Below are 25,215 nucleotides of genomic sequence, written 5' to 3'. Positions count from 1 at the left end.
TAGTTTATTTTTAATTCTATGCCGTTTTTGAAGATGTGTTATTCAGCACTTTCAACTAAAGCTTTGATTTGAGCCAGATAATCAGCATAAATCGGCTCATTTACAGACAGGCTATTTTCTAACTGAGCAATTTCCTTTTCTTTATTAGCAATAGCTTGCTCTTTCGTTACAATTGTACTTGCGTCAGCAATTACCTCATCAGCCCGAGCAATCACAATCTTCTGTGCTTGAATTAATTCTACATAATCAGATAAGCCATTAGCGACATTCTCTAACGCAGAAGTCAATTGAGACTGAACAGTATAATTATGATTGGCTTTGCCATATGCAATATTCGCATCAAGCTGATTATCAATAGCAGTAGCCAAAGACTTAATCAAAGTTTCATAGGCTTTTGAATCATCACCTGTAACAACATCCATATATTCATTCCACTTTGCTAAAGATTCAGTTTTATTCTCTATCTCTTCTTCAGCTGATGTAATACCCGACTCATATGGCTGAATATAAGATTTCAAAGTCTGTTCAGCAGCTTGCAGTTCATATAAAGCTTGTTCCTTTTCGGTACCAGTCTGAGCTTCATCATATTTCTTCTGGGCATCTGTTACAGCTTTTGCATAATTCTTATAAGTATCAGTTTCTTTAGCTTTAGTAAGTTCAGATTTTGCATCTACCAGTTTCTTCTCAGCAACAGCTAAACCTCTTGAGTAAGACTTAACCTCTTCCTGAATGAGATCTACATTAGCTACATACTTTTGATAACCACTTTTCCAAACCTGCCCGGTAGTAGCATCATCATTAGTATAAGAAACACCTTCACTATTTACAGATTCTACAATATAATAATCATTTCCCATAGCTTGCAAAGCCTGTACAAAATGGCAGTAAAAAGCATTTCTAGAAGCTGTGCTATAATCATCATTAGCAATACTCAATGCAGTATTTTTCTCTTCTCGAATTTTTTCTAAAGCTATTTTCTTAGAATTTGCTTCTTTGGCAGCAGTTTCAGCGTTAGCTTTATCTTCCTGGCTATACTTTTCATATTCAGTGATCAAAGCCTGTGCAGTTGCCTTTATCTCTTCCTGTGCAGCAATTGTTTGTTTACGTACTTCTTCAGCAGTAACTAAACCAGCATTAAGTTTTGCTAAATCGTTTTTAGCAATAACCAAAGACGAACGATCAGCATTAATATCATCTAACAAATCCTCAACTTTACTAAGCAAATCCTTTATCCTCGTTTTTTCAGCTTGGTCTACTCTATCCAAAGCTGCAATCAAATCAGCTTTTGCTTGCTCCAATTGTGCTTTTGCAAAATTCAAATTTGCTTCAGCCTGCAACTTCAATGCTTCAATTTCCATTTCTAAAGTAGCCTGAGCCTTCTCTAATAACAGTTTCTGTTGATCGGCCTCTGCCTGTTCTGCTTCTGCCTGCGCTTTTTTATAAGCAGCTTCAGCCTCTTTCAATGCAACTTCAGCTGCAGAAACAGCTTTTTTAGCATCAGCATTCGCATTGTTTAGGTTAGCAATAGACATCAACTGTTCAGCTTTCGCATTACGTACCGCCTCCACAGAAGCTGATTCGTTGTTATCAACGCAAGCTCCCAGTGACAAAGCACCCAGGAGCACTGCTACCATCATGAGTTTCTTTTTCATAATCTCAAAATTTAAATGAATAATAGTAATAATATAAATGTTATGTTTCACTCTGTTTTTTCTCCCGCTACCGGAAAGTGTTGCTTCACCCCTCTTGGTGATTCGCTGCAAATATATCCTAATTTATCTGATAAAACAAATAAATTATGAACAAAATACAAAAATAGACAGATATTCTTTTATACCTATAAACCTAACTCTTCAGATTATGTTGTACTTTCATGCAAATGAAAAAAAGCAATATTTATATAGGTGAAATTATCAAAAATGTGATGTCTGAGAGACAGGTTACAAAGGCCGAACTCGCAAGACGGTTGGATGTTAAGCCTCAAAGTGTAGATTACTTACTGACAAGGAAAAGCATCGACACGGATACATTATACAATATTTCAATAGCGCTAGACTATGATTTTTCCCTTTTATATAGTATCAAACAAGAACAGAGAAATTCTGATAACGAAGGTATCAGATATAAACTAGGAAATGCCAAAATTATGGTAGAGATAGAATTACAGCAAGATGAAATTATAAAGCTTAATTTGAAAAAGAAAATAGCAGAACTGTTGGATGGAGGGGCTAATAAATAGATCTTCTTATACCTTATTATATATAGCGAACAAAAACTTCCAATAAAAAGATATCATCCGGGAAGAATAATTTAACAATGTTAATAAAGGCAGAAGGTTATTGGTTTTCCCTGCACAAAGAACAAAGCTTTTGCAGACAAATAACTTGTTCTTTGCATTTACAAGACTTGTTTTAACATCATGTTAAAGCTAATATTATAAACAATTAGAGTTAAGAAGCAATCAACTGAATAATAGATATATAAGCTAAAGACAAAGCTATAACAAAAAGAAAGTCCAGCTTCCAAACAGTATATATTATTAAGAATACAACAACTATAAATTAAAAAGAGTCCGGATTATATACTCAATATATCCGGACTCTGTCATTTCAAAAAATAACCAAACTAACCTTTTTTACACCAACTGTCGTTATTTCCACTTTTTAAGTGCTTTCTTATCGGCAGGGGTAGCCTCTATCAAACTAATAGCAAAACCTCCACTACGGGCCAAGTCAGTGGAAATCTTCGTCTTATAAGTCACCAGACCTTTTTTAATCTGATAAGAAGTCGGATTCTTTTCATAATCCGCATCTTTACCATCGGCATATAAAGTAGCTACATATTGCTTTCCCGGTTCCAGGAAATCAAGTACAAACGTAGATGTGCGTGCATTTTCACCAGTAATTCCTCCAACGAACCAATTATTGGTGTTTTTAGCTTTACGGGCCACAGTGATGTACTCTCCCGGTTCTGCTTCAATATACTTACTTTCATCCCAGTCTACTGCTACATCTTTAATAAACTGAAAGGCATCCATATAGCGTTCATAACTCTCCGGAAGATCGGCAGCCATCTGTAATGGGCTATAAAGAGTGACATACAAAGCCAACTGTTTGGCCAAAGTAGTATGTACAAAACTATGCTCACCACTCAGGAAAGAGAGTTGAGTATCGAAAATACCCGGAGTATAATCCATCGGACCACCTATCAGACGCGTAAATGGAAGCAACGTAGTATGGAAAGGCTTATTGCCTCCGAAGGCTTCATATTCTGTACCACGGGCAGATTCATTACCAATCAGATTCGGATATGTACGGCACAATCCGGTAGGGCGAACAGCCTCGTGTGCATTCACCATAATTTTATGATCCGCAGCTTTCTTCACCGCATACAGATAATGATTATTCAGCCATTGACCGTAGTGGTGTTCACCACGTGGGATGATATTGCCAACATATCCACTCTTCACCGCATTGTAACCGTTATCTTCCATAAATTGATAAGCTTCATCCATATGACGTTCATAGTTACGCACAGATGCAGAAGTCTCATGATGCATCATCAGCTTCACTCCTTTACTTCTAGCATACTCATTCAACATTTTCACATCAAAATCAGGATACGGAGTAACGAAGTCGAACACATAGTCTTTTGACTTGCCGAACCAATCTTCCCAGCCTTCATTCCAGCCTTCAACCAGCACCTGATCAAAACCGTGTTCGGCAGCAAAATCAATATAACGTTTCACGTTCTCATTATTGGCACCATGACGACCATTAGGCTTAGTTTTAGTATAATCGGTTTCGCCCAACTTCACTGAATAAACATCATCCGTATAGGCCCAAGTACTCTTTCCGGTAATCATTTCCCACCATACACCTACGTATTTTACAGGCTTAATCCAGGAAGTATCCTCCAGTTTGCAAGGCTCGTTCAGATTTAATGTTAATTTAGAAGCAAGAATATCACGCGCATCATCACTAACCATAACCGTACGCCATGGAGAGTGGCAAGGAGTTTGCATATATCCTTTGGTCCCTTGGGCATCAGGAGTCAACCACGATTCGAAAACAAAATTCTTATCGTCCAGATTGAGATGCATGCAAGAATAATCCACCAAAGCAGCTTCGTGCAGATTGATATACAACCCGTCGTCTGTTTTCATCTGCAAAGCAGTCTGTACACCGGTAGGAGAAAAAGGAGTTTGAGAAGCATTGGGAGTGACAGCCGTCTTCATTAAGCCGCGTATTTCAGAAAGTTTCGACCGAGTATAATCATATTCCTGCGTATCATAATCTCCCGGTATCCAGAAAGCAGTATGATCACCGGCCATAGCAAATTGAGAATGTTCCTCTTTAATTACAAAATAATTCAGATTCTTTTGTTGTGGAAATTCGTAGCGAAATCCGAGTCCGTCATTATACAGACGAAAACGAATCACCATTTTGCGATCCTGAGCTTTCTGGTCTAAAGTAATCGCAAGTTCATTATAATTATTGCGAATTTGCTTAACCTCGCCCCAAACAGGCTCCCAAGTCTCGTCAAAAGAAGAAGTTTTGGCATCAGACAACGTAAAACCGTCCATCAACCCCGGATCGTCTTTCAGTTCAAGACCCAGTTTAGAAGGTTTAATCACTTCTTTACCTTTATAAGAAAGTTCATACACAGGTTCCCCCTTCTCATTCACAGATACATTCAGTTTCAAGAGTCCGTTGGGAGAAGTAATACTTTCGGCCATTGCCACACTACTCACTAAAAGAGAGAGAAAAAAGCAAGCTAACTTAAAAGTCAGTTTTTTCATGTTCTTCATGATATGGTTCAATAAAAATTAGTAATCATGCAGCAAAGATAAGCAAGAAGCAGATTCATGTTCGATGAATAGAACCGAAACAAAGAAGAATTATCAGAAAACGTTTGCATAAACAGTTGACAGTGGTAACTTTGCCGATAAAATCAAAAAAAAGATGAAAGAGATTATTTATATATTTATCGGAGGAGGCATGGGCAGTGTAACCCGCTATCTGACACAAATCGCCGTCAACGAACGACTTAGCCCGGCTCTCTTCCCATTTCCATGGGGAACATTTGCCGTAAATATCATAGGCAGCTTATTAATCGGTTTTTTTTATTCATTTTCGGAGCGTTTCAATCTATCTTTCGAACTGAGGCTATTTCTGACCGTTGGTTTCTGTGGCGGTTTTACCACATTCTCCACTTTGGCCAACGACAGTCTGAGTTTGCTGAAAGGAGGTTTTTATGGCATATTCACCTTTTATGTATTCATCAGCATATTGCTTGGACTTTTGGCTGTATTGGCCGGAGGATATCTTGGCGAACAATTTAAATAACAAACGAATCATATATGAAGCCAACAATCAAAAAAGTACAACCCGTCAAAGTCGTAGCTCCGTTCCTTAACAGTCAGTCCGAAAGTCCGGTCCCACTGGATGCACTTACCGACCAAGAGAAAGTTTCCGATTTGTACTTCCTTAAGGGAACCGTACATCAAATAGCTAAACCTTACCTAAGTATTAATAATTGCACTTTCAAACAACAAATATTCAGCGAATGTCAGTTTAAATCAGCTCAACTGACAGACGTACGTTTTGAAAATTGCGATTTATCCAACGTTTCGTTTGCCGGAACTACTTTCTACCGGGTAGAATTTATATCTTGCAAATTGCTGGGAACCGGTTTCCTGGAAGCCACCCTCAATCATGTTTTAATGGATCATTGCTACGGACAATACATCAATCTCTCCATGGTAAAAATGCGAACAGCCCGTTTCAGCCATTGCAATTTCCGAAACGGCAGCCTGAATGACAGCAAACTGATGCCGGCAGCTTTTGATACTTGCGAATTGTTAGAAGCCGACTTTTCGCACACTTCACTCAAAGGTATCGACCTGAGAAACTCTAGAATAGCAGGTATTCAACTCAATATAGCCGATCTGAAAGGAGCCATAGTCAGTTCGTTACAAGCAATAGATCTGTTACCTCTACTAGGGGTCAAAATAGAAGACGATTGAACCTTTCTTCTCTTTTCTTTGTTTTATAATAAAAAAGTAATGATACTGATTTATAGGGAAAGAACCCGAACGGAATACCTATTAATAGTGATTCTTCCGCTTCCCATAAGTGAGTAAATTTGCAGAGACTAAAAAACAAGAGAAACAATGAAAATAGAAAAAATTACAGGACGAGAAATTCTCGACTCAAGAGGTAACCCTACAGTAGAAGTAGACGTAGTATTGGAATCAGGCATTATGGGACGTGCATCCGTTCCATCGGGTGCATCGACCGGTGAACACGAAGCGCTTGAACTCCGCGACGGTGATAAACATCGTTATGGCGGCAAGGGTGTACAGAAAGCAGTAGAGAACGTCAATAAAGTCATTGCTCCGCATCTGATCGGTATGTCGGCCCTCGACCAAATAGGCATTGATCATGCCATGTTGGCATTGGATGGAACAAAGACAAAAGCCAAACTGGGTGCCAACGCTATTCTGGGTGTTTCGCTTGCCGTAGCTAAAGCTGCTGCCAACTATCTCGATATTCCTCTTTACAGATACATCGGAGGTACGAATACGTATGTATTGCCTGTACCAATGATGAACATCATTAATGGAGGCTCACACAGTGATGCTCCGATAGCCTTCCAGGAGTTTATGATCCGTCCGGTAGGTGCAAGTTCTTTTAAAGAAGGGTTGCGCATGGGTGCCGAAGTATTCCATGCTTTGAAAAAAGTATTGAAAGACCGTGGTCTGAGTACAGCTGTCGGTGATGAAGGAGGTTTTGCTCCCAACCTGGAAGGAACAGAAGATGCACTTAACTCTATTCTTGCCGCTATCAAAGCTGCAGGCTACGAACCGGGCAAAGATGTAATGATTGGCATGGACTGCGCCTCTTCCGAATTCTATCATGACGGTATTTACGATTACACCAAATTTGAAGGTGAAAAAGGCAAAAAACGTACAGCTGACGAACAAATTGACTATTTGGAAAAACTTATCAACGAATATCCGATTGATTCCATTGAGGATGGTATGAGCGAAAATGACTGGGAAGGCTGGAAGAAATTGACTCAACGCATCGGGGATCGCTGTCAGTTGGTAGGCGACGATTTATTCGTAACTAACGTTGACTTCCTGGCAAAAGGTATCGAAAAGGGTTGCGCTAACTCTATCCTGATCAAGGTTAATCAAATCGGTTCACTGACAGAGACACTGAACGCTATTGAAATGGCACACCGCCATGGATATACGACGGTCACTTCACACCGCTCAGGCGAAACAGAAGATGCAACCATTGCAGATATTGCCGTAGCAACCAACAGCGGACAAATCAAGACCGGTTCTCTAAGTCGTTCGGACCGTATGGCAAAATACAATCAGCTGCTTCGTATTGAAGAAGAGTTGGGAGACCGCGCTGTATACGGATATAAACGAATTGTAGTAAAAGGCTAAACAAAATCATGATAGCATAGCATGATAAAAGGTTAGTTATTTATAATAATTGAATGTAAATGCGAAAAGGGATGTATCATAAACAGGTTCATCCCTTTCCTTTTTCATGAACCATCAGAAGAATAAACGCAAAAAAAGCACCCCGGCAGTGCCGAGATGCTTTTCCTTTTTTGAGCCTCTTGTCGGATTCGAACCAACGACCCCGAGATTACAAATCACGTGCTCTGGCCAACTGAGCTAAAGAGGCAAGTGGGTAAGCTTACTATATCGCGCCGCTACAACCAACTACCTTTGCTGCGATCAAGCCCTGGAGGATTCGAAGGGAGCTGGCCGTATAGGACTTACCCGGGTGCAAAGGTAGGTATTTTTATTAAACCTGCAATAGGGGATCGGTACTTTTTTGCATGCTTTACCGGTAAGCTCCTACTTTTCAGATATTTAAAATCGAAAAAAAAATGTTTTTTTTCTGACCGGATAGCTTTATTAACTTTAACAGGCATAAATTCCATACCAAACAATATTATTTGTACCTTTGTGCGCTATTTATTAATAAAATGACAGAAAGCAGAAGTAACTTACAAAAATATGCCATGCATTTTGGCACCTATATGGGAGTATACTGGATACTTAAGTTCATTCTATTCCCATTGGGATTGTCCATTCCGTTTCTTTTATTCCTGTTTTTCGGGCTTACTTTAGGAGTTCCGTTCATGGGATATTATTATGCACGTACCTATCGTGACAAAGTATGTGGCGGCTCGATCCGCTTCCTGCAAGCATGGGTATTCATCGTTTTTATGTATATGTTTGCGGCACTCCTCACGGCAGTGGCCCACTACATTTATTTCCGGTTCATCGACCATGGTTTCATTGTAAACACTTACATGGGAATGTTTGACGAACTGACCAATAAAGAAGTACCGGGAATAGAAGGGTACATCAGCCAACTGAAAGAAGTGATGGAAATGATCAGTAGATTGACACCGATAGACATTACTATGCAACTGATGTCACAGAATGTGTTCTATGGCAGCATATTGGCTGTCCCCACTGCCTTGTTTGTGATGAGAAAGCCCAAATCACCGGAGGTGCAACCTCTATAGTTTGTAATATCTAATTTATAAGTAAAATGGATATATCTGTTGTCGTACCATTGTTCAATGAAGAAGAATCCATTCCGGAGCTTTTTGCCTGGATTGAAAGAGTGATGAAGGCCAATGGCTTTTCATACGAAGTTATCTTTGTAAATGATGGTAGTACCGACCGTTCTTGGGAAATTATCGAAGAGCTTCAGAAACAGTCGTCCACTGTGAAAGGGATCAAATTCCGACGAAACTACGGAAAATCCCCGGCTCTGTACTGTGGCTTTGAACGTGCCGAAGGAAATGTGGTGATCACGATGGATGCCGACCTACAGGATAGTCCCGATGAAATACCGGAATTATACCGTATGATTACTGAAGACGGATATGACCTTGTTTCAGGCTATAAACAGAAAAGATACGACCCGCTGTCGAAAACTCTACCTACCAAACTATTTAATGCCACGGCACGTAAAGTTTCAGGGATTCATAATCTGCACGACTTTAATTGCGGATTGAAAGCTTATCGCAAAGCTGTTGTAAAAAACATCGAAGTATACGGAGAGATGCATCGCTACATCCCGTATCTGGCTAAGAATGCCGGATTCCAGAAAATAGGCGAAAAGGTGGTGCACCATCAAGCACGTAAATTCGGAAAAACTAAATTTGGAGGATGGAATCGCTTCTTTAACGGATATCTCGATTTAATCTCTCTTTGGTTCCTCTCAAAGTTTGGAATTAAACCAATGCACTTTTTCGGTTTATTAGGCTCATTGATGTTTATACTGGGATTTATTTCAGTGGTTATTGTCGGAGCCAGTAAATTATATAGTATGAATCACGGTATGCCTTATCGGCTGGTAACAGATTCTCCCTATTTCTATCTGTCGTTGACTGCCATGATTATTGGAACACAACTCTTTTTGGCAGGATTTCTTGGCGAACTGATTTCACGCAACGCCCCGGAACGCAATAATTATCAGATAGAAAAAATAATATAACGAACGATTAATGAAACCTGTACGATGAAAAAATTAATAAAACTGGTACTCTTCCTGATGGTAGCCTATCCACTAACGGGGGCTATCCTTTCGGCTTGCTCGGAAGAGAGTGATTGCTCCATGACCGGACGCCCGATGGTCTACGCCAAAATGTATACCATCAATCCGGAAACCAAGGCTGTACTGAATGACACCCTCGATTCATTGAGTGTGACAGCATTCGGAACTGATTCAATAATCATCAATAACCAGAAAAAGGTACATGATATCGCTCTCCCACTACGCTATACAAGTGACTCGACTATTCTTGTGTTTCATTACACCCGGTTGTTAAGAGATACAATGGTGATCCTGCAAACCAATACTCCTTACTTTCAGTCGATGGATTGCGGATACAGTATGAAACAAAATATCATCAGTATTCATCCGATTGATTATACGGAAACCAATAAAAAGAAATATCATAGCATAGACTCTCTATATATCAAATCAAATGCAGCTAACATTAATGGAACAGAAAATCTCAAAATATTCTACCGCTACAATCGTTAGCCTGCTGTGCCTCATATTCAGCCTTCCGCTCCAAGCACAACAGCAAAGACCCGGTGCACGTCCTGCTGTCAAGCAGAAAGCAAAAGAGGAGATAAAAGCGGATACGATTCCCTTTTACAATGGGACGTATGTCGGTGTGGACTTATTCGGGTTAGGCAGTAAACTACTCGGAGGAGATTTTCTAAGTTCTGAGGTAAATGTGAGAGTAAACTTAAAAAAGAAATTTATTCCTACAGTAGAAATCGGTTTCGGACAAACAGATACCTGGAGTGATACCGGTATCCATTATAAAAGTGCCGCTCCTTATTTTCGCGTTGGGGCTGACTATAATGTTGTTAAAGAATATTTGTATGTAGGACTACGTTATGGATTTAGCAGTTTCAAGTACGACATCTCAAGTACACCTTTTTCTGACCCTATTTATGGAGGCAGTATGGCTAATCCCGGATTGATAGACGGCATTTGGGGAGGAAGCGTACCTTATCATTACAACGGACTGAAATCTAACATGCAATGGCTTGAACTGGTGGCCGGAGTCAATGTTCAAATCTATAAAAGCTTCTATATGGGATGGACCTTACGCTTTAAATTTAAAACAGCGGGCTCAATCAGCGAACATGGAAATCCATGGTATGTACCGGGTTTTGGTGAATATGACTCCTCAAACATAGGTATCACATATACACTGATTTATAAATTACCATTTTAACGACATGACAGGATTAGAGATTTGGCTACTTGCAATTGGTTTAGCGATGGATTGCCTCGCTGTCTCTATTGCAAGTGGTATTATTTTAAGGCGTATTCAATGGCGGCCTATGCTCATCATGGCATTTTTTTTCGGACTTTTCCAGGCTATAATGCCTTTATTGGGGTGGTTAGGAGCAAGCACATTCAGCCACCTTATCGAATCGGTCGATCACTGGATTGCCTTTGCTATTCTGGCCTTTCTAGGCGGACGAATGATCAAAGAATCTTTTAAAGAAGAAGATTGCTGCCAAAGATTTAACCCTGCAAGTCTGAAAGTAGTGATAACAATGGCCGTTGCAACCAGCATTGATGCATTGGCCGTAGGAGTATCCTTTGCTTTTCTGGGTATCAAAAGCTGTTCGTCTATCCTTTACCCGGCAGGAATCATCGGATTTGTTTCTTTTTTTATGTCCCTTATAGGATTAATCTTCGGCATTCGCTTCGGATGCGGCATTGCCAGAAAACTTCGTGCTGAATTATGGGGAGGAATCATACTGATCCTTATTGGAACGAAAATATTAATCGAACACTTATTTTTTAATAATTAGCTATCAACCTCAAACAACAAAAGGCTGTGTAATCATAAACAGATTTGTTGCTTACTTACTTTTTACTTATTATGGAAAAGAAAACAAGAAAAAGCTTCATTTGGCTGGCTATCCTGCTGTTGGGAACAATTTGGATACTAGCCCAACGAAATAAACAAATACCTTACAACAGTATCAATGGGCTTGTATTCGGCACAGTATATAATATTACCTATCAATATGACGGCAATCTGAAAGCGGAGATCGATGCCGAATTAAAAAAATTCGACGGTTCACTTTCTCCATTCAATGATACATCTGTCATTACCCGTGTTAATCGTAATGAAGAAATCGTCACAGACACTTTCTTCCAAACCTGTTTTAACCGATCTATGGAGATCTCAGCCGAAACTCGCGGAGCTTTCGATATCACAGTAGCCCCATTAGCCAATGCCTGGGGATTCGGTTTCAAAAAAGGAGCCTTCCCCGACTCGATCATGATAGATAGTCTACTCCAAATCACAGGATACCAAAAAGTTAAACTGGAAAACGGCAAAGTGATCAAAGAAGACCCTCGGGTGATGCTAAGTTGTAGTGCTGTAGCCAAAGGATATTCCGTAGATGTAGTAGCCCGGTATTTGGATAGCAAAGGTATCAAAAACTATATGGTAGATATAGGTGGCGAACTGGTGGTAAAAGGGGTGAATCCCAAAGAGGAAGCATGGAGAATCGGCATAAACAAGCCTGTAGACGATTCCTTGTCGCTTAACCAAGAGATACAAACAACATTAAAACTGACCAATGTAGGTATAGCAACTTCCGGAAACTATCGCAACTTTTACTACAAAGATGGCAAGAAGTATGCCCACACCATCGACCCACGTACCGGATATCCGGTTCAACATAATATTCTTTCAGCAACCGTAGTTGCCGACGATTGTATGACTGCCGACGCATTAGCCACAGCTTTTATGGTAATGGGGCTGGATGAAGCGGAAGTTTTTACAAAATCACACCCCAACATAGGTGCTTATTTTATCTACAGTGATGAAAAAGGGGAGGTGAAAAGCTATTTTACAAAGAACATGAAGCAATATCTTGACAAATAGCGTGAATACCTGCTCCCATAACCGGCCCCATGGGAGCAGGTATTCAGAATGACCGGCACAGAAATTACCAAAAAAGCAAGTTGATTCCGAAGCAAGAATAACGCATTATCAATAAGCATATTATCTCTTTTTAAAGCATCTTTATCTCAGCTCGGGTACGCAGGTTCACGAACCTACATACCCGGCATGTGGTTCAAGATAAGCTCCCTACCATTTTCACTAAAGATACTAAGAAAAACAAACTGCTTTAAATGGTATAAACGGATAGGATAACAAATACATCTATCTGCATATCAAACCAAATGCTTTTGACACCCCATACCGGCACAAACCGCCTACCTCATAAACACGAAATATACCGCTGCTATCAAGCAGACAAAAGCTGCCACATGATTCCAATGCAGTGACTCCCCTTTAAATAATAAGGTAGAAAAAACGGTAAATATAATCAGTGTGATCACCTCTTGGATAATTTTAAGTTGCATCAATGAAAACGGCCCTCCGTTTCCGCTGAACCCCAGCCGGTTGGCAGGAACCTGACAAGAATACTCAGCCAACGCAATCACCCATGAAAACAAAACCACGCCATACAAAGGCCAATTACTGATTATTTTTGTTTCCTGTAGCTTCAAATGCCCGTACCAGGCAAATGTCATAAAAATGTTGGAAACGACCAACAACGAAATAGCATAAATACCTTTCATATTTTATTCAAAATTAAAACTCCACTTCTTTGGGTAACAATTCTTCCTGTACATTTGTCATGCTCCCCCACAGACTGTACCGAGCCTCCGGATTCATCTTTTCCAATTGTCGGAGTATCCCCTTCATATCGCTACGGCTCGATTGGGATTCATAAGGACAATTTTTCACTTGCTTGCGATATCCCCTTATTTGCGCCAACTCCAACAAATCCGCTTCATGCACCAGGCACATCGGGCGAATAATGGTCATATCAAATTTGTTCATTACCAAACGTGGTGGCATTGTACTGAATGCACCCTGATAGGTAATGTTCATTAATAAAGTTTCCAAAATATCGTCCATATGGTGTCCAAGGGCTATTTTATTGCAACCCTGCTCTTTAGCAACAGTAAACAGAGCTTTCCTCCGGTTCCATGAACAGAGAAAACAAGGTGATTTACGCGTATCGGTAGAAGGGTCGAAAGAAGTCTCGTAAACAACTAAAGGAACACCATTCTTTTCTGCATGTTCACGGAGGTAATCCCAATCACTCTGGTATGGAATATTCTTCATAACCACATGTACAGCTACCACCGAAAAACGAGGTTTGAAAATATGCGAACGTTTACCTAGTAATTCGACTAATGCCAGGGAATCTTTTCCTCCTGAAAGGCCAACAAGCACTTTGTCACCCTCTTCAATCAACCCATATTGAACCATACCTTTGTTAAAACGCTTTTCGATACGCCGAATGGTTTTCTCTTCTTCCGTAAACTGTGCCATAACTCTCTTGAAAAATCGGCTGCAAAAGTAAGAGAAAAGAATGATTTAAAGAAGAATTAACATAATAGAAGAAGAGAAAAAAGGTTTATTTCCAATTAATTTGTATTTTTGAACTTCTGAATAATAACCCAAGACCATTTATGAAGAAAAAAAATATCCTATTCTTTCTATTATGCTTTCTCCTGACAAGCCTATCGGCACAAACTTTGGAACAAGCAAGAGGCATGTATGGCAGAGGGCAATACGCTGAAGCCAAACCTGTTTTTCAAAAATATGTCAAATCGCAACCGGCAAACGGTAATTACAACCTATGGTACGGCGTGTGTTGCCTCAAAACAGGTAATGCTGCCGAGGCCCTAAAATACTTGGAGACGGCAGTAAAGAAACGCATTCCGAGCGGACAGCTATATCTGGCTCAGACTTATAATGATTTATACCGCTTTCAAGATGCAGTAGATTGCTACGAAGAATACATTGCAGACTTGTCTAAACGCAAAAAACCGACAGAAGAAGCCGAACAGCTTTTAGAAAAGGCTAAAGGAAACCTTCGCATGCTGAAAGGGGTGGAAGACGTATGTGTTATTGACAGTTTTGTAATAGACAAAGCCAATTTCCTCAAAGCTTATAAAATCAGTGAAGAATCCGGAAAGCTCTTCACTTACAATGACTATTTCAAGACGAAAGGCTATCATCCGGGAACAGTTTACGAAACAGAAATCGGAAACCGTATTTACTACAGCGAGCAGGGAGAAGAGAGTCTGAATATTCTGTCTAAAACCAAGATGCTGGACGAGTGGAGCCAGGGAAAACCACTTCCGGGAAGTATCAACGCCTCCGGAAATGCCAATTATCCGTATGTCCTGTCGGATGGAGTGACCATTTATTATGCCTCGGATGGTGATGGCTCCATGGGAGGATATGACATTTTTGTAACCCGATATAACACAAACACTGATACCTATCTGGTACCGGAAAACGTGGGTATGCCTTTCAACTCACCTTATAACGACTACATGTATGTCATTGATGAATATAATAATTTAGGATGGTTTGCTTCTGACAGGTATCAACCTGAAGATAAAGTTTGTATCTACGTATTCGTACCCAATGATTCTAAACGAACTTACAACTACGAAGCTATGGAACCGGAAAAAATGATTGAACTAGCCCAGCTCCATTCTCTAGAGAGCACTTGGAAAGACTCTAAAATAGTGGATGATGCCCGTCAACGACTTGAAGCGGTTATCAACCATAAACCGGCTGTAGAACAAAACTTTGATTTTGAATTTATCATTGATGACCACTCTACCTACCATCACTTAACGGATTTCAAGTCTCCAAAAGCCAAACAACTGTACCTGAAATATGAACAGATGGAAAAAGATTACCGCCAACAAACCGGTAAACTGAAGAGCCAGCGTGAAGGATTCGCACGGTCTAATAAAGACGAACAAAGTAAAATGGCACCGGCTATCCGCGATCTTGAGAAGAGGGTACTTCAGATGTCAGAAGAACTGGATAAACAGGCTATTGAAGTCCGGAATGCAGAAAAACAAAACTTAAAATAACAAACTATGGATGTACTGATCATCATTGCACTGATAGCCGCCGCAGTAATACTCTTTTTAGTTGAACTGTTCGTAATTCCGGGTATCAGCCTCGCCGGTATTTCAGCTTTGGTCTGCATTATCTATGCAAACTATTATGCTTTTGCTAACCTGGGAACAGGTGCAGGGTTTATAACACTTATTATATCGGGAATTGCCTGTATCGGTTCGCTTGTCTGGTTCATGCGGTCGAAAACCTTGGATAAATTGGCATTGAAGAAAGACATAACATCCAAAATAGACCGAAGCGCTGCCGAAAAAGTAAAAGTTGGCGATACAGGTATCACGATTACCCGACTGGCTCAAATTGGCAATGCTGAAATCAATGGCAATATCATAGAGGTCAAGTCAATGGACGGATTACTGAATGAAAAAACTCCGATTGTTGTCAATCGGATCACTGATGGAATAATCTTTGTCGAAAAATTAAAATCCTAATATTCACTTAAAATCAAGCACAATTATGAATGTCGAACCTATGTATCTGACTATCTTCTTGATAGCGGGAGGTATTATCTTCCTGGTTCTTTTCTTTCATTATGTACCTTTTTTCCTATGGCTATCAGCCAAAGTATCAGGAGTTAATATCTCTTTGGTACAACTTTTTCTGATGCGTATCCGTAATGTTCCGCCATACATCATCGTACCGGGTATGATTGAAGCACATAAAGCAGGTCTGAGCAACATCACCCGTGATGAACTTGAAGCACACTATCTGGCAGGCGGACACGTAGAACGGGTAGTCCATGCATTGGTATCTGCATCGAAGGCCAATATCGAACTTCCATTCCAAATGGCTACTGCAATTGATCTTGCAGGTCGCGATGTCTTCGAAGCCGTGCAGATGTCGGTTAATCCTAAAGTTATCGACACACCACCCGTAACAGCTGTTGCGAAAGACGGTATCCAGCTGATAGCCAAAGCACGTGTGACGGTACGTGCCAATATTCGCCAATTGGTGGGTGGTGCCGGCGAAGATACAATCCTGGCACGTGTAGGTGAAGGTATCGTTTCGTCAATCGGTTCCTCTGAAAACCATAAGTCAGTACTTGAGAATCCTGATTCCATATCAAAACTAGTGCTGCGCAAAGGACTCGATGCCGGTACTGCATTTGAAATTCTCTCTATTGATATCGCTGATATTGATATAGGTAAGAATATTGGTGCTGCCCTGCAAATAGACCAGGCAAATGCCGACAAGAATATCGCGCAGGCAAAAGCGGAAGAACGCCGCGCAATGGCTGTGGCTACCGAACAAGAAATGAAAGCCAAAGCGGAAGAGGCCCGTGCTAATGTAATTCAGGCAGAAGCGGAAGTTCCAAAGGCCATGGCTGAAGCTTTCCGTAGTGGAAATCTCGGTATTATGGATTATTATAAAATGAAAAATATTCAAGCTGATACATCAATGCGTGAAAACATAGCTAAACCTATCGGTGGAGCTACCAGTAAACCGTTGAGCGATTAGAGAAAGCATTTCACCACAAACAACAGAGAGCAGTATAACCGCCGGAGAGAACAATCTCGGGAAACAAGCGGTTAATCCATGTAGTTTGTGGTGAACGTATTTATTAAACTAAAACCTTTCAATAACATGAAAAAGTATTTTCCTTCCTCCGAATTAATTATCAACGAAGACGGTTCGGTATTCCATTTGCATGTAAAGCCGGAATGGTTGGCAGACAAAGTAATATTGGTAGGTGATCCCGGACGGGTGGCACTCGTAGCTTCTCACTTCGAAAATAAAGAATGTGAAGTGGAAAGCCGCGAATTTAAAACGGTTACCGGAACTTATAAAGGCAAACGGATAACTGTCGTTTCTACCGGTATCGGTTGTGACAATATCGATATCGTAGTCAATGAACTGGATGCTTTGGCAAATATCGACTTCCAGACTCGGGAAGAAAAAGAGCACCTCCGCTCTTTAGAGTTAGTTCGCATCGGTACATGCGGAGGATTGCAACCCAACACACCGGTCGGCACATTCGTCTGTTCTGAAAAGTCAATCGGCTTTGACGGACTGTTGAACTTCTATGCCGGACGCAATGCTGTTTGTGACCTTCCCTTTGAACGGGCATTTCTGAATCACATGGGTTGGTCCGGTAACATGTGTGCTCCTGCACCTTATGTTATTGATGCCAATGCAGAATTAATAGACCGTATTGCGCAAGAAGATATGGTGCGCGGTGTTACTATTGCAGCCGGTGGTTTCTTCGGACCGCAAGGACGCGAACTCCGTGTTCCCTTGGCGGACCCTAAGCAGAATGATAAAATCGAAAAGTTTGAATATAAAGGTTACAAGATAACCAACTTCGAAATGGAGAGTTCCGCCCTTGCCGGCCTCAGCAAGCTGATGGGACACAAAGCCATGACCGTTTGTATGGTTATAGCTAACCGCTTGATCAAAGAAGCGAACACAGGCTATAAGAATACCATCGATACATTAATTAAAACTATTCTCGATCGAATCTGATGAATTTATCATTTGCCGCCATTGACTTTGAAACCGCCACAGGATACATGGAAAGTGCTTGTGCGGTAGGTATCGTTACCGTTACAGACGGAGAGATTACAGACGAATATTACAGCCTGATTCAACCACCGGAGAATGAATATTGGCGTGCAAATATGCTTGTACATGGAATAACGCCGGGAATGACAGAGTCACTCCCGGGATTTCATGCCATCTATCCCGAAGTCAAAAAGCGCTTACAAGGCAACGTAGTAGTTGCGCACAATGAACAATTCGACCGCAATGTACTGAAAAATACCATGCGGATGTACGGACTGGATTATGATGAGTTATCGCTTCCGGAACGTTGGGAATGTACCTGCCGCATCTATCGTTCTTTAGGATACAAGCCGGTCAACCTAAGCGCCTGTTGCGAACGGGAAGGCATCGAACTTAAACACCACGAAGCACTTTCCGATGCCCGGGGATGTGCAAAGCTATATCTCAATTTCCTTGAAAAATATCGTCCGCTCAGTACCCTATGGTGAAACGCTCCTGATGATGCTCCGGCTTCTCAAGCTCATCAATCATGGCAGCCGCATAATCTTCCACAGATATATGACTGTTACCTACCATATCCACAATCATCTCATCTTTCCCCAGGCGATATCTGCCTGTACGTACTCCAGGAGCCATATCTGCCGCCGGCGAGAAGAAAACCCAGTCAACCTCTTTTTCTTTCTTCAGAAAATCAAGATAAAAATCACTCAAGGCTCTCACACCAGGCAATATCTTTTCGGGAACTTCTCCCGAATCGACCAGTCGGATGCCGGGAGCAATAAACAGTGAACCGGCACCACCCACCATCAAAAAACGATTAACTCCAGCCTTTTTTACACCATCGATAATCGTCAGATAAACCTCAATGGTTTCCTTGTATATATCGGGATTATTCCACCCCGGGTTGAAAGCACTGATCACGGCATCAGCACCTTTACAAACCTTACAGACTTCATCCAATGAAGAAACATCAGCTCTCTTCACTTCCAGATTTTCATTCTCTATCTTGATCTTTTCAGGATGACGAACTACCGCCGTCACATGGAATCCACGGTTCAAAGCTTCATTCAGAATAGCCGAACCGACGAAGCCGCTGGCCCCGATTAGTACTACTTTCTTCATAATCCAATTTATCTTTATAGCATTATTTACTACAGAACATACTATATGATAAATTGTTGCATTGAAAGACCGACTATTCCTCCCTCCTATAAATAAGTTTCGATCGTTTCTTTCAGCTTCTCCAGAGGATATGGTTTTGCAATCACTTCATTACACCCTGCTTCAAGAGCTCGCTCTCCTTCCGGACAAAAGGCATATGCTGTAATTGCTATAATCGGTATCTCTTGCGAGATAGCACGAATTTTTGCTGTTGCCTGAATACCATTCATCACCGGCATTCGGATATCCATCAAAATCAAGTCGGGCTTCTCGCGTATGAAACTCTTCACAGCTTCTTCTCCATTAGGCACCCAAAGAATCGTATATTCTTTTTTCAGAAAGGCATTAATCTGCAGATAACTGGACTCCACATCTTCCGCAATCAGTATCTTCTTCTGCCGGTTCTCCACTCCCATATTACCCGCTGCGTTTTCTCTTTCGCCAACCACAACTTCCTGTACTTGCCTATTGGGCAAATAAAGAATGAAAGTACTCCCCTGCCCAAGCTCGGATTCCACTTCAATCCGACCGCCCAACCGCTCTACAATACTCTTACAGATAGGTAATCCCAGCCCTGTTCCTTGTACAAAATCATTCAACTTCTCAAAGCGGGTAAATATCAAAGGTAATTTCTCTTTGGAAATACCGCAGCCGGTATCTGTTACATAAAGTTTAACCCATTCTTCCTCTTTTACAAGTCCGAAAGTAATGCTACCCTCAATGGTATTTTTAATTGCATTCGACAAGAAATTGAACAATACCTGCGTCACCCGATTCCTATCTGTCGAAATCCAAATTTCCTCTGATGGACGAATCACATTCAGCTTGACTCCTTTTTTCATTTTAAGACGATGTACTTTATCCACTTCATCTACCAATCCGCTCATTTCCGTCAACTGACAATGCATTTCCGACTTACCCGACTCGATTCGTGACAAATCGAGAATATCATTAATCAGTTGTAACAGTAGATTGCTATTCTGCTGAATGATCCCTAAATACTCTTCTTTCTCCTTTTCATCCTCAGTCAAAGCTATAATTTCCGAAAAGCCCACAATGGCATTTAAAGGAGTACGTATCTCATGACTCATATTGGCCAGAAATACTGATTTCATCCGATCAGCCTCTTCTGCCCGTTGCTTGGCTTCAAGTAGCTCTTGCGAACGTCGCATCCGATCACCAATATCATGAATCAAGGCCAGCACCTTATTTCCCTCAAACGGAGCAATGCGTGCCTGAAAAAAATGTCTGCCGGCTTCGACATCCACAGGATACTCTATTTCTTTTAACTTCCCACTTTTTAGGCATTCATGAATACTGCTAATAAACAAGTCACTGACCTCAGAAGAATAAATAGATCGCCCATCTGCTCCTGTTAACACTTCCACCGGATGCAACAACTCTGTATCGGGTGCCATCAATACATCCGTAATAAAAAAATTATCATCAAAAATAAATATGAACTCCGGTAGTGCTTCAATAATTTTCCGGTTTCGTTCCTCAAGCTGCCTGATCTGGACTTCTTTTTCACAACGTGAAGTGATATTGGCAGTATATGCTATAATTTTATCAGAGCCATTCTCCTTATTCTTCTTATAAGCAATAAAATTATCTTCAAGCCAAATTGTTTCTCCTCGCCTCCCTACACAACGTACCACAATTTGGGAGATTTTGGTTTCCGATTCAAGCATCCGCGCAAAAGTCGTTTGGTAAGAGATAACATCCTCCGGATGGGCAAACCGATAAAAGTCATTAATATCTCTGAATATGATTCCGGCCTCCTTCAACCCTAAAATATGGAAATATTCATCTGTGAAATTACACTCTCCTGTAGGAATGTCATATTCCCAAAATGCAATCTGATGTCCTGCCAGGACAGAAGTGATTTTCTGATAATTATCTTTCAAATTCTCAAGGTCTCCGGTATCCGGGAATGAATCCAGTGTGTGTGCCATAGCCATAAAGTTTGTCTTGCTGTACGCGAACAAAGATAAAATAATAAAGTATAACTTCTATCTGTTTGCTCTGTTTTTTACCAAGAAAGCTCTATCTTTGCTTCTCAAAATGAATTAGATAATGAATCAAGACACAATTTGCGCCATAGCAACCGCTCAAGGAGGAGCCATCGGAAGCATTCGTGTTTCCGGTCCTGAAGCTATTACCATCACCGGCCGTATTTTTACCCCGGCCAAATCCGGAAAGCTGCTGAGTGAACAGAAACCTTATACGCTTACTTTCGGCCGAATTTATAACGGAGAAGAAATGATAGATGAAGTTCTTGTCAGTCTCTTCCGAGCTCCACACTCTTATACAGGGGAAGACAGCACTGAAATCACCTGTCACGGATCATCTTATATTTTACAACAAGTGATGCAACTACTGATTAAGAACGGGTGTCGCATGGCACAACCGGGAGAATATACTCAACGAGCGTTTCTTAATGGTAAAATGGATTTAAGTCAGGCCGAAGCCGTTGCCGACCTGATTGCCTCTTCCTCTGCTGCTACCCACCGTCTTGCCTTGAGTCAAATGCGCGGTGGCTTTAGCAAAGAATTGACAACTCTACGTGAAAAACTGCTGAACTTCACTTCAATGATTGAACTGGAGCTGGACTTCAGTGAAGAAGATGTAGAGTTTGCGGACCGTTCCGCCCTACGCCGACTGGCTGACGAGATAGAAGAAGTCATTGCACGTCTGGCCAATTCGTTCAGTGTAGGGAATGTCATAAAAAATGGTGTACCGGTAGCTATTATCGGAGAAACCAATGCAGGAAAATCAACTCTACTGAATGTCCTGCTGAATGAAGACAAGGCTATTGTAAGCGATATTCACGGCACTACACGGGATGTCATCGAGGATACTGTGAATATAGGTGGCATCACTTTCCGTTTTATCGATACAGCCGGTATCCGGGAGACCAGTGATACGATCGAAAGCCTGGGTATCGAACGGACTTTTCAAAAACTCGATCAGGCAGAGATTGTACTGTGGATGATTGATTCGGCTGACGCAATTTCACAGTTAACACTGCTCTCCGATAAGATTCTTCCTCGTTGTGAACACAAACAATTGATTTTAGTCTTTAATAAGGTAGAACTGATAAATGAAACTCAGAAAAACGAACTTGCCTCACAATTTTCTGAGCATATAGGTTCGGAAATAGAATCTATTTTTATTTCTGCGAAACAACGTTTGCACACGGATGAACTCCAACAGAGACTCGTAGCAGCCGCTCATTTACCAACAGTCACCCAGAATGATGTCATTGTAACAAACGTCCGCCATTACGAAGCACTAACACGTGCGCTGGATGCAATTCACCGGGTACAAGAAGGATTGGACGCAAATATCTCCGGAGATTTTCTTTCACAAGACATACGCGAATGTATTTTCCATTTATCCGATATAGCAGGGGAAGTGACAAATGATATGGTGCTGCAAAATATATTTGCGCATTTCTGCATCGGCAAATGATAGCTTGTAAACAGCCGTAACCAACTATAATCATTTAGAATAAAGTCACTGTGTATCAGTGACTTTTCTGTTTTAACACTTTCCAGTCCGTATTTGGAGATAACGGTTTTTATCCATATTTTTCTATCATATTTCTACCGCGACAGAAATTCACGGTTAGCCCGAATGTCACAATGACGCATTAGTTGACGTGTGTTGACAATGGTTTACATGTGTAGACAAAAAGGGAAATTAAAAAACAGAGAAAATGATATAGGAAATATGGAAGTAAAGAGAATTTGTCAATGGTGTGGAAAACCGTTCATTGCACAGAAAACAACGACCTGTTATTGTAGCCCTCAATGCTCGAAGCGAGGTTACAAACATCGTATCAAGGAGCGCAAAATGGAACTGCGCCACATTCAGGAAATGCAGGAGTTGCGCTCCAGTTTGGAGAAGCAGGAATATTTCACTTTTTCGCAGGCTGCCCGATTGATGGGCGTGAGCCGTCAGTACATTTATAAATTAGTCAAAGAGGATAAACTTAGAGCATCCCGAATTAGCGGAAGAATGGCTTTGGTAAGGCGTGCAGACATAGAGTTAATGCTCAAAAGCAAACCTTACGAACGACTGGTTGCGAAAAACGACTTCAACATCTCCGAGTATTACACAGCCGAAGAGATTGCGGAAAAATATAAGGTCAACGCCAAATGGGTGTGGACTTACACTCGGCAACATAAAGTGCCGAAAGTGAGAATCCGCCAGTTCAACTATTACAGCAAGAAACATATCGATGCTGCCTTTGCCAAATACGAGGTAGATTCCGACCTTACTGAATGGTACACACCGGAAGAGATTCAGGAGAAGTACGGTATGACACGTGTCGCCATCCGTTCGCAAGTGTATCGGAACAACATTCCCTCCAAGAAAGAGCATGGGCAGATATTCTACTCAAAGCTCCACTTCGACCTCTCGAAGAGTTCCGAACAGGAGAGCAAGGCGGAATACTACACCGTCAAGGAGGCGATGGAGAAATTCAAACTCTCTCGTGATTCGGTTTACGGTATTCTGCAATTCCATCAGATCAACCGGGAGAAGAACGGACGGTTCGTCAGATTCCTGAAAGTGGAGTTTGACCGGGTAATGGGTGTCCGCAAATAGTCTAATTTATGGCTATCCGCAAATTATTCAAAAATTAATCCCTGCTGTAGGTAATCTGCATGACTACATTATAGAGTTTCGCCGACGAATTAATAATAACCATAAAAATATAACATTATGCATGAATGCAAGACTGTGACATTAAGGACACGTCCGCTAAAAGGCAGGATGATGTCTTTCTATCTGGATTATTATCCGGGGTATCGAGACAAAGAGACAATGAAAGTTATCCGTCATGAATCGCTTGGTATTTATATCTATGCCAATCCGAGGAACAAACGTGAACAGAATTTCAACGAGGTAATGACCGAGAAAGCCGAAGCCATCCGTTGCCGCAGGTTCGAGTCGGTAGTCAATGAACGGTATGACTTCTTTGACAAGTACAAACTCAAGGCAGACTTTCTGGAGTATTATCGCAAGCAGCTCCGTAAGCATGACCAGAAATGGGAGTTTGTCTATCTGCATTTCAATAACTTCGTACATGGCAAATGCACCTTTGAAGAGATTGACATCGACCTCTGTAACAAGTTTCGGGAATATCTGCTGAGTGCCAAGAAGCTAAGGCGTAACGGACGTATCACACGGAACTCCGCATCAGGATATTGGTCTACTTTCAGAGGTTTCCTGAAAATACTCTACCGTAATGGGATGATAAAGACCAATGTCAATGACTTCTTGGAAAAGATAGAGACAGAAGATGTAATGAAAGAGGCCCTGTCTGTTGAGGAACTGTACAAATTGGCCGAGACACCTTGTAAGAAGCCTATTCTGAAAACGGCATCGCTGTTTTCCTGTATGACCAGCTTGCGTATCAGTGACATTCTCTCGCTATGTTGGGAAGACATCGTGGACTATTCTGCTGGTGGGAAATGCGTACACATCATTACGCAGAAGAACAAAGCGGAAGACATCATTCCCATCAGCGAAGAAGCATTGGGATTGATAGGCTATAGTTCTGAAAAGAAAGGTTTGGTATTCAAGGGACTTATGCGTAGTTGGACACAAATACCGATGAAAGAATGGATTCGTTCTGCCGGAATTACCAAGAACATAACATTTCACTCGTACCGGAGAACATTTGCAACGCTACAAGCAGCTGCCGGGACGGACATCCGTACCATACAGAGCATCATGGCGCACAAGAGTATCACCACCACGCAAAGGTATATCAAAGTCGTGGATGCCAACAAACGTGAAGCCAGCAAAAAGATTACTTTGACAAGGAAAGACTGACAGCCGTTTCGTCCTCGATTTCTGCGGTCAGAGTATGATTTTATGTGAAAAATCATACTCTGACCGTGATATTTAGCATGATACGTGGTAACTATCAGTCTTTTTATTGCAACTATCTGGAACATCGATTATATCTTT

The 25,215-nt window shown here is 41.2% G+C and carries 24 protein-coding genes and 1 tRNA gene; 18 read left to right on the top strand and 7 right to left on the bottom strand.

The genetic code is table 11. The features are described 5' to 3' along the window. Positions 1-38 precede the first annotated feature (38 nt). Complete coding sequence (locus BF9343_RS05375; RefSeq protein WP_010992353.1) at positions 39-1,652, bottom strand: hypothetical protein; 1,614 nt, start codon at positions 1,650-1,652, stop codon at positions 39-41. Between the two features lie 227 nt (positions 1,653-1,879). On the opposite strand from BF9343_RS05375, the gene BF9343_RS05370 reads away from it, so the two are divergent. Then, the gene (locus BF9343_RS05370; protein WP_008768079.1) at positions 1,880-2,239 is read left to right on the top strand and encodes a helix-turn-helix domain-containing protein; all 360 of its coding nucleotides are present in this window, start codon (positions 1,880-1,882) and stop codon (positions 2,237-2,239) included. A gap of 411 nt (positions 2,240-2,650) precedes the next feature. Here the strand turns inward: BF9343_RS05370 and BF9343_RS05365 are convergent, their stop codons facing one another. After that, positions 2,651-4,810, bottom strand: a complete 2,160-nt coding sequence (locus BF9343_RS05365; protein WP_005795718.1) for a glycoside hydrolase family 97 protein — start codon at positions 4,808-4,810, stop codon at positions 2,651-2,653. A gap of 154 nt (positions 4,811-4,964) precedes the next feature. On the opposite strand from BF9343_RS05365, the gene crcB reads away from it, so the two are divergent. The 3 genes from crcB (at position 4,965) to eno (ending at position 7,465) form a co-directional block, all read left to right on the top strand. After that, the gene (gene crcB, locus BF9343_RS05360) at positions 4,965-5,348 is read left to right on the top strand and encodes a fluoride efflux transporter CrcB (protein WP_005785744.1); all 384 of its coding nucleotides are present in this window, start codon (positions 4,965-4,967) and stop codon (positions 5,346-5,348) included. A gap of 14 nt (positions 5,349-5,362) precedes the next feature. Then, the gene (locus BF9343_RS05355; RefSeq protein ID WP_010992351.1) at positions 5,363-6,028 is read left to right on the top strand and encodes a pentapeptide repeat-containing protein; all 666 of its coding nucleotides are present in this window, start codon (positions 5,363-5,365) and stop codon (positions 6,026-6,028) included. A 147-nt stretch (positions 6,029-6,175) separates the two neighbouring features. Beyond that, positions 6,176-7,465, top strand: a complete 1,290-nt coding sequence (eno, locus tag BF9343_RS05350; protein ID WP_005785741.1) for a phosphopyruvate hydratase — start codon at positions 6,176-6,178, stop codon at positions 7,463-7,465. Between the two features lie 173 nt (positions 7,466-7,638). Here eno and BF9343_RS05345 read toward each other — a convergent pair. After that, positions 7,639-7,712, bottom strand: a tRNA-Thr gene (locus BF9343_RS05345). Positions 7,713-8,019: 307 nt separating this feature from the next. On the opposite strand from BF9343_RS05345, the gene BF9343_RS05340 reads away from it, so the two are divergent. The 6 genes from BF9343_RS05340 to BF9343_RS05315 all read left to right on the top strand — a co-directional run bounded on the left by BF9343_RS05340 (position 8,020) and on the right by BF9343_RS05315 (position 12,486). Then, entirely contained in the window at positions 8,020-8,568 is a 549-nt protein-coding gene (locus BF9343_RS05340; RefSeq protein WP_008768074.1) for a DUF4199 domain-containing protein, read from the top strand. Positions 8,569-8,594: 26 nt separating this feature from the next. Next, positions 8,595-9,548 (top strand): glycosyltransferase family 2 protein, encoded by a 954-nt coding sequence (locus BF9343_RS05335; protein ID WP_005785735.1) that lies wholly within the window; start codon positions 8,595-8,597, stop codon positions 9,546-9,548. A gap of 24 nt (positions 9,549-9,572) precedes the next feature. After that, positions 9,573-10,100 (top strand): DUF6452 family protein, encoded by a 528-nt coding sequence (locus BF9343_RS05330; protein WP_005785734.1) that lies wholly within the window; start codon positions 9,573-9,575, stop codon positions 10,098-10,100. Then, positions 10,057-10,809 carry a DUF6048 family protein gene (locus BF9343_RS05325; RefSeq protein ID WP_005785732.1) on the top strand — a complete coding sequence of 251 codons (753 nt, stop codon included), beginning with the start codon at positions 10,057-10,059 and terminating at the stop codon, positions 10,807-10,809. The genes BF9343_RS05330 and BF9343_RS05325 overlap by 44 nt, the downstream gene beginning before the upstream one ends. A gap of 4 nt (positions 10,810-10,813) precedes the next feature. Next, positions 10,814-11,398 (top strand): manganese efflux pump MntP, encoded by a 585-nt coding sequence (locus tag BF9343_RS05320; protein WP_005785730.1) that lies wholly within the window; start codon positions 10,814-10,816, stop codon positions 11,396-11,398. A gap of 71 nt (positions 11,399-11,469) precedes the next feature. Beyond that, positions 11,470-12,486, top strand: coding sequence for an FAD:protein FMN transferase (locus BF9343_RS05315; protein WP_041926183.1), 1,017 nt, complete (start codon positions 11,470-11,472; stop codon positions 12,484-12,486). A gap of 335 nt (positions 12,487-12,821) precedes the next feature. Here the strand turns inward: BF9343_RS05315 and BF9343_RS05310 are convergent, their stop codons facing one another. Together BF9343_RS05310 and BF9343_RS05305 are read right to left on the bottom strand one after the other, a co-directional pair. Beyond that, positions 12,822-13,190 (bottom strand): DMT family protein, encoded by a 369-nt coding sequence (locus tag BF9343_RS05310; protein WP_005785723.1) that lies wholly within the window; start codon positions 13,188-13,190, stop codon positions 12,822-12,824. 13 nt (positions 13,191-13,203) lie between these two features. After that, on the bottom strand, positions 13,204-13,953 hold the full coding sequence (locus tag BF9343_RS05305) for an ATP-binding protein (protein WP_005801071.1): 750 nt from the start codon (positions 13,951-13,953) through the stop codon (positions 13,204-13,206). Positions 13,954-14,093: 140 nt separating this feature from the next. Between BF9343_RS05305 and BF9343_RS05300 the strand changes: the two genes are divergently transcribed. The 5 genes from BF9343_RS05300 (at position 14,094) to BF9343_RS05280 (ending at position 18,557) form a co-directional block, all read left to right on the top strand. Next, positions 14,094-15,521 (top strand): tetratricopeptide repeat protein, encoded by a 1,428-nt coding sequence (locus BF9343_RS05300; protein ID WP_005795728.1) that lies wholly within the window; start codon positions 14,094-14,096, stop codon positions 15,519-15,521. A gap of 6 nt (positions 15,522-15,527) precedes the next feature. Next, on the top strand, positions 15,528-15,998 hold the full coding sequence (locus BF9343_RS05295; protein ID WP_005785717.1) for an NfeD family protein: 471 nt from the start codon (positions 15,528-15,530) through the stop codon (positions 15,996-15,998). A 25-nt stretch (positions 15,999-16,023) separates the two neighbouring features. After that, positions 16,024-17,025, top strand: a complete 1,002-nt coding sequence (floA, locus tag BF9343_RS05290; RefSeq protein WP_005785715.1) for a flotillin-like protein FloA — start codon at positions 16,024-16,026, stop codon at positions 17,023-17,025. A 126-nt stretch (positions 17,026-17,151) separates the two neighbouring features. Continuing rightward, positions 17,152-18,030 carry a nucleoside phosphorylase gene (locus BF9343_RS05285; RefSeq protein WP_010992348.1) on the top strand — a complete coding sequence of 293 codons (879 nt, stop codon included), beginning with the start codon at positions 17,152-17,154 and terminating at the stop codon, positions 18,028-18,030. After that, positions 18,030-18,557 (top strand): 3'-5' exonuclease, encoded by a 528-nt coding sequence (locus BF9343_RS05280; protein ID WP_005785712.1) that lies wholly within the window; start codon positions 18,030-18,032, stop codon positions 18,555-18,557. Before BF9343_RS05285 ends, BF9343_RS05280 begins: the two co-directional genes overlap by 1 nt. Here the strand turns inward: BF9343_RS05280 and BF9343_RS05275 are convergent. Both BF9343_RS05275 and BF9343_RS05270 read right to left on the bottom strand, forming a co-directional pair. Further along, positions 18,541-19,191: an NAD(P)-dependent oxidoreductase gene (locus BF9343_RS05275; protein ID WP_005795731.1), complete on the bottom strand. Its 651-nt coding sequence runs from the start codon at positions 19,189-19,191 to the stop codon at positions 18,541-18,543. The two genes, BF9343_RS05280 and BF9343_RS05275, sit on opposite strands and share 17 nt — an antisense overlap. An 86-nt stretch (positions 19,192-19,277) precedes the next feature. Next, positions 19,278-21,185 (bottom strand): PAS domain-containing hybrid sensor histidine kinase/response regulator, encoded by a 1,908-nt coding sequence (locus BF9343_RS05270; protein WP_041926309.1) that lies wholly within the window; start codon positions 21,183-21,185, stop codon positions 19,278-19,280. Between the two features lie 121 nt (positions 21,186-21,306). Here BF9343_RS05270 and mnmE point away from each other — a divergent pair, with 121 nt between their 5' ends. The 3 genes from mnmE to BF9343_RS05255 all read left to right on the top strand — a co-directional run bounded on the left by mnmE (position 21,307) and on the right by BF9343_RS05255 (position 25,077). Further along, a complete protein-coding gene (gene mnmE, locus BF9343_RS05265) occupies positions 21,307-22,704 on the top strand; it encodes a tRNA uridine-5-carboxymethylaminomethyl(34) synthesis GTPase MnmE (protein ID WP_010992346.1) in 1,398 nt (465 codons plus the stop codon). Positions 22,705-22,965: 261 nt separating this feature from the next. Further along, the gene (locus BF9343_RS05260; protein ID WP_010992345.1) at positions 22,966-23,844 is read left to right on the top strand and encodes a helix-turn-helix domain-containing protein; all 879 of its coding nucleotides are present in this window, start codon (positions 22,966-22,968) and stop codon (positions 23,842-23,844) included. 117 nt (positions 23,845-23,961) lie between these two features. Then, positions 23,962-25,077: a tyrosine-type recombinase/integrase gene (locus BF9343_RS05255; RefSeq protein WP_010992344.1), complete on the top strand. Its 1,116-nt coding sequence runs from the start codon at positions 23,962-23,964 to the stop codon at positions 25,075-25,077. The last annotated feature ends 138 nt before the right edge of the window (positions 25,078-25,215 follow it).

It is taken from the genome of Bacteroides fragilis NCTC 9343 (assembly GCF_000025985.1).
In the GTDB taxonomy this organism is placed as follows: Bacteria; Bacteroidota; Bacteroidia; order Bacteroidales; family Bacteroidaceae; genus Bacteroides; species Bacteroides fragilis.
Note: the sequence above shows the minus strand (reverse complement) of the source record. Positions and strands in the feature narration are given on the sequence as shown.

Excerpts from the sequence above, each read along its gene's own strand:
- BF9343_RS05275 (WP_005795731.1), bottom strand. The coding sequence starts at position 19,191 with ATGAAGAAAGTAGTACTAATCGGGGCCAGCGGCTTCGTCGGTTCGGCT.
- BF9343_RS05255 (WP_010992344.1), top strand. The coding sequence starts at position 23,962 with ATGCATGAATGCAAGACTGTGACATTAAGGACACGTCCGCTAAAAGGC.
- BF9343_RS05305 (WP_005801071.1), bottom strand. The coding sequence starts at position 13,953 with ATGGCACAGTTTACGGAAGAAGAGAAAACCATTCGGCGTATCGAAAAG.
- BF9343_RS05260 (WP_010992345.1), top strand. The coding sequence starts at position 22,966 with ATGGAAGTAAAGAGAATTTGTCAATGGTGTGGAAAACCGTTCATTGCA.
- BF9343_RS05375 (WP_010992353.1), bottom strand. The coding sequence starts at position 1,652 with ATGAAAAAGAAACTCATGATGGTAGCAGTGCTCCTGGGTGCTTTGTCA.
- BF9343_RS05270 (WP_041926309.1), bottom strand. The coding sequence starts at position 21,185 with ATGGCACACACACTGGATTCATTCCCGGATACCGGAGACCTTGAGAAT.
- crcB (WP_005785744.1), top strand. The coding sequence starts at position 4,965 with ATGAAAGAGATTATTTATATATTTATCGGAGGAGGCATGGGCAGTGTA.
- BF9343_RS05300 (WP_005795728.1), top strand. The coding sequence starts at position 14,094 with ATGAAGAAAAAAAATATCCTATTCTTTCTATTATGCTTTCTCCTGACA.
- BF9343_RS05310 (WP_005785723.1), bottom strand. The coding sequence starts at position 13,190 with ATGAAAGGTATTTATGCTATTTCGTTGTTGGTCGTTTCCAACATTTTT.
- BF9343_RS05295 (WP_005785717.1), top strand. The coding sequence starts at position 15,528 with ATGGATGTACTGATCATCATTGCACTGATAGCCGCCGCAGTAATACTC.
- BF9343_RS05355 (WP_010992351.1), top strand. The coding sequence starts at position 5,363 with ATGAAGCCAACAATCAAAAAAGTACAACCCGTCAAAGTCGTAGCTCCG.
- BF9343_RS05285 (WP_010992348.1), top strand. The coding sequence starts at position 17,152 with ATGAAAAAGTATTTTCCTTCCTCCGAATTAATTATCAACGAAGACGGT.
- BF9343_RS05330 (WP_005785734.1), top strand. The coding sequence starts at position 9,573 with ATGAAAAAATTAATAAAACTGGTACTCTTCCTGATGGTAGCCTATCCA.
- floA (WP_005785715.1), top strand. The coding sequence starts at position 16,024 with ATGAATGTCGAACCTATGTATCTGACTATCTTCTTGATAGCGGGAGGT.
- BF9343_RS05315 (WP_041926183.1), top strand. The coding sequence starts at position 11,470 with ATGGAAAAGAAAACAAGAAAAAGCTTCATTTGGCTGGCTATCCTGCTG.
- BF9343_RS05370 (WP_008768079.1), top strand. The coding sequence starts at position 1,880 with ATGAAAAAAAGCAATATTTATATAGGTGAAATTATCAAAAATGTGATG.
- BF9343_RS05365 (WP_005795718.1), bottom strand. The coding sequence starts at position 4,810 with ATGAAGAACATGAAAAAACTGACTTTTAAGTTAGCTTGCTTTTTTCTC.
- BF9343_RS05280 (WP_005785712.1), top strand. The coding sequence starts at position 18,030 with ATGAATTTATCATTTGCCGCCATTGACTTTGAAACCGCCACAGGATAC.
- eno (WP_005785741.1), top strand. The coding sequence starts at position 6,176 with ATGAAAATAGAAAAAATTACAGGACGAGAAATTCTCGACTCAAGAGGT.
- BF9343_RS05335 (WP_005785735.1), top strand. The coding sequence starts at position 8,595 with ATGGATATATCTGTTGTCGTACCATTGTTCAATGAAGAAGAATCCATT.
- BF9343_RS05325 (WP_005785732.1), top strand. The coding sequence starts at position 10,057 with ATGGAACAGAAAATCTCAAAATATTCTACCGCTACAATCGTTAGCCTG.
- mnmE (WP_010992346.1), top strand. The coding sequence starts at position 21,307 with ATGAATCAAGACACAATTTGCGCCATAGCAACCGCTCAAGGAGGAGCC.
- BF9343_RS05340 (WP_008768074.1), top strand. The coding sequence starts at position 8,020 with ATGACAGAAAGCAGAAGTAACTTACAAAAATATGCCATGCATTTTGGC.
- BF9343_RS05320 (WP_005785730.1), top strand. The coding sequence starts at position 10,814 with ATGACAGGATTAGAGATTTGGCTACTTGCAATTGGTTTAGCGATGGAT.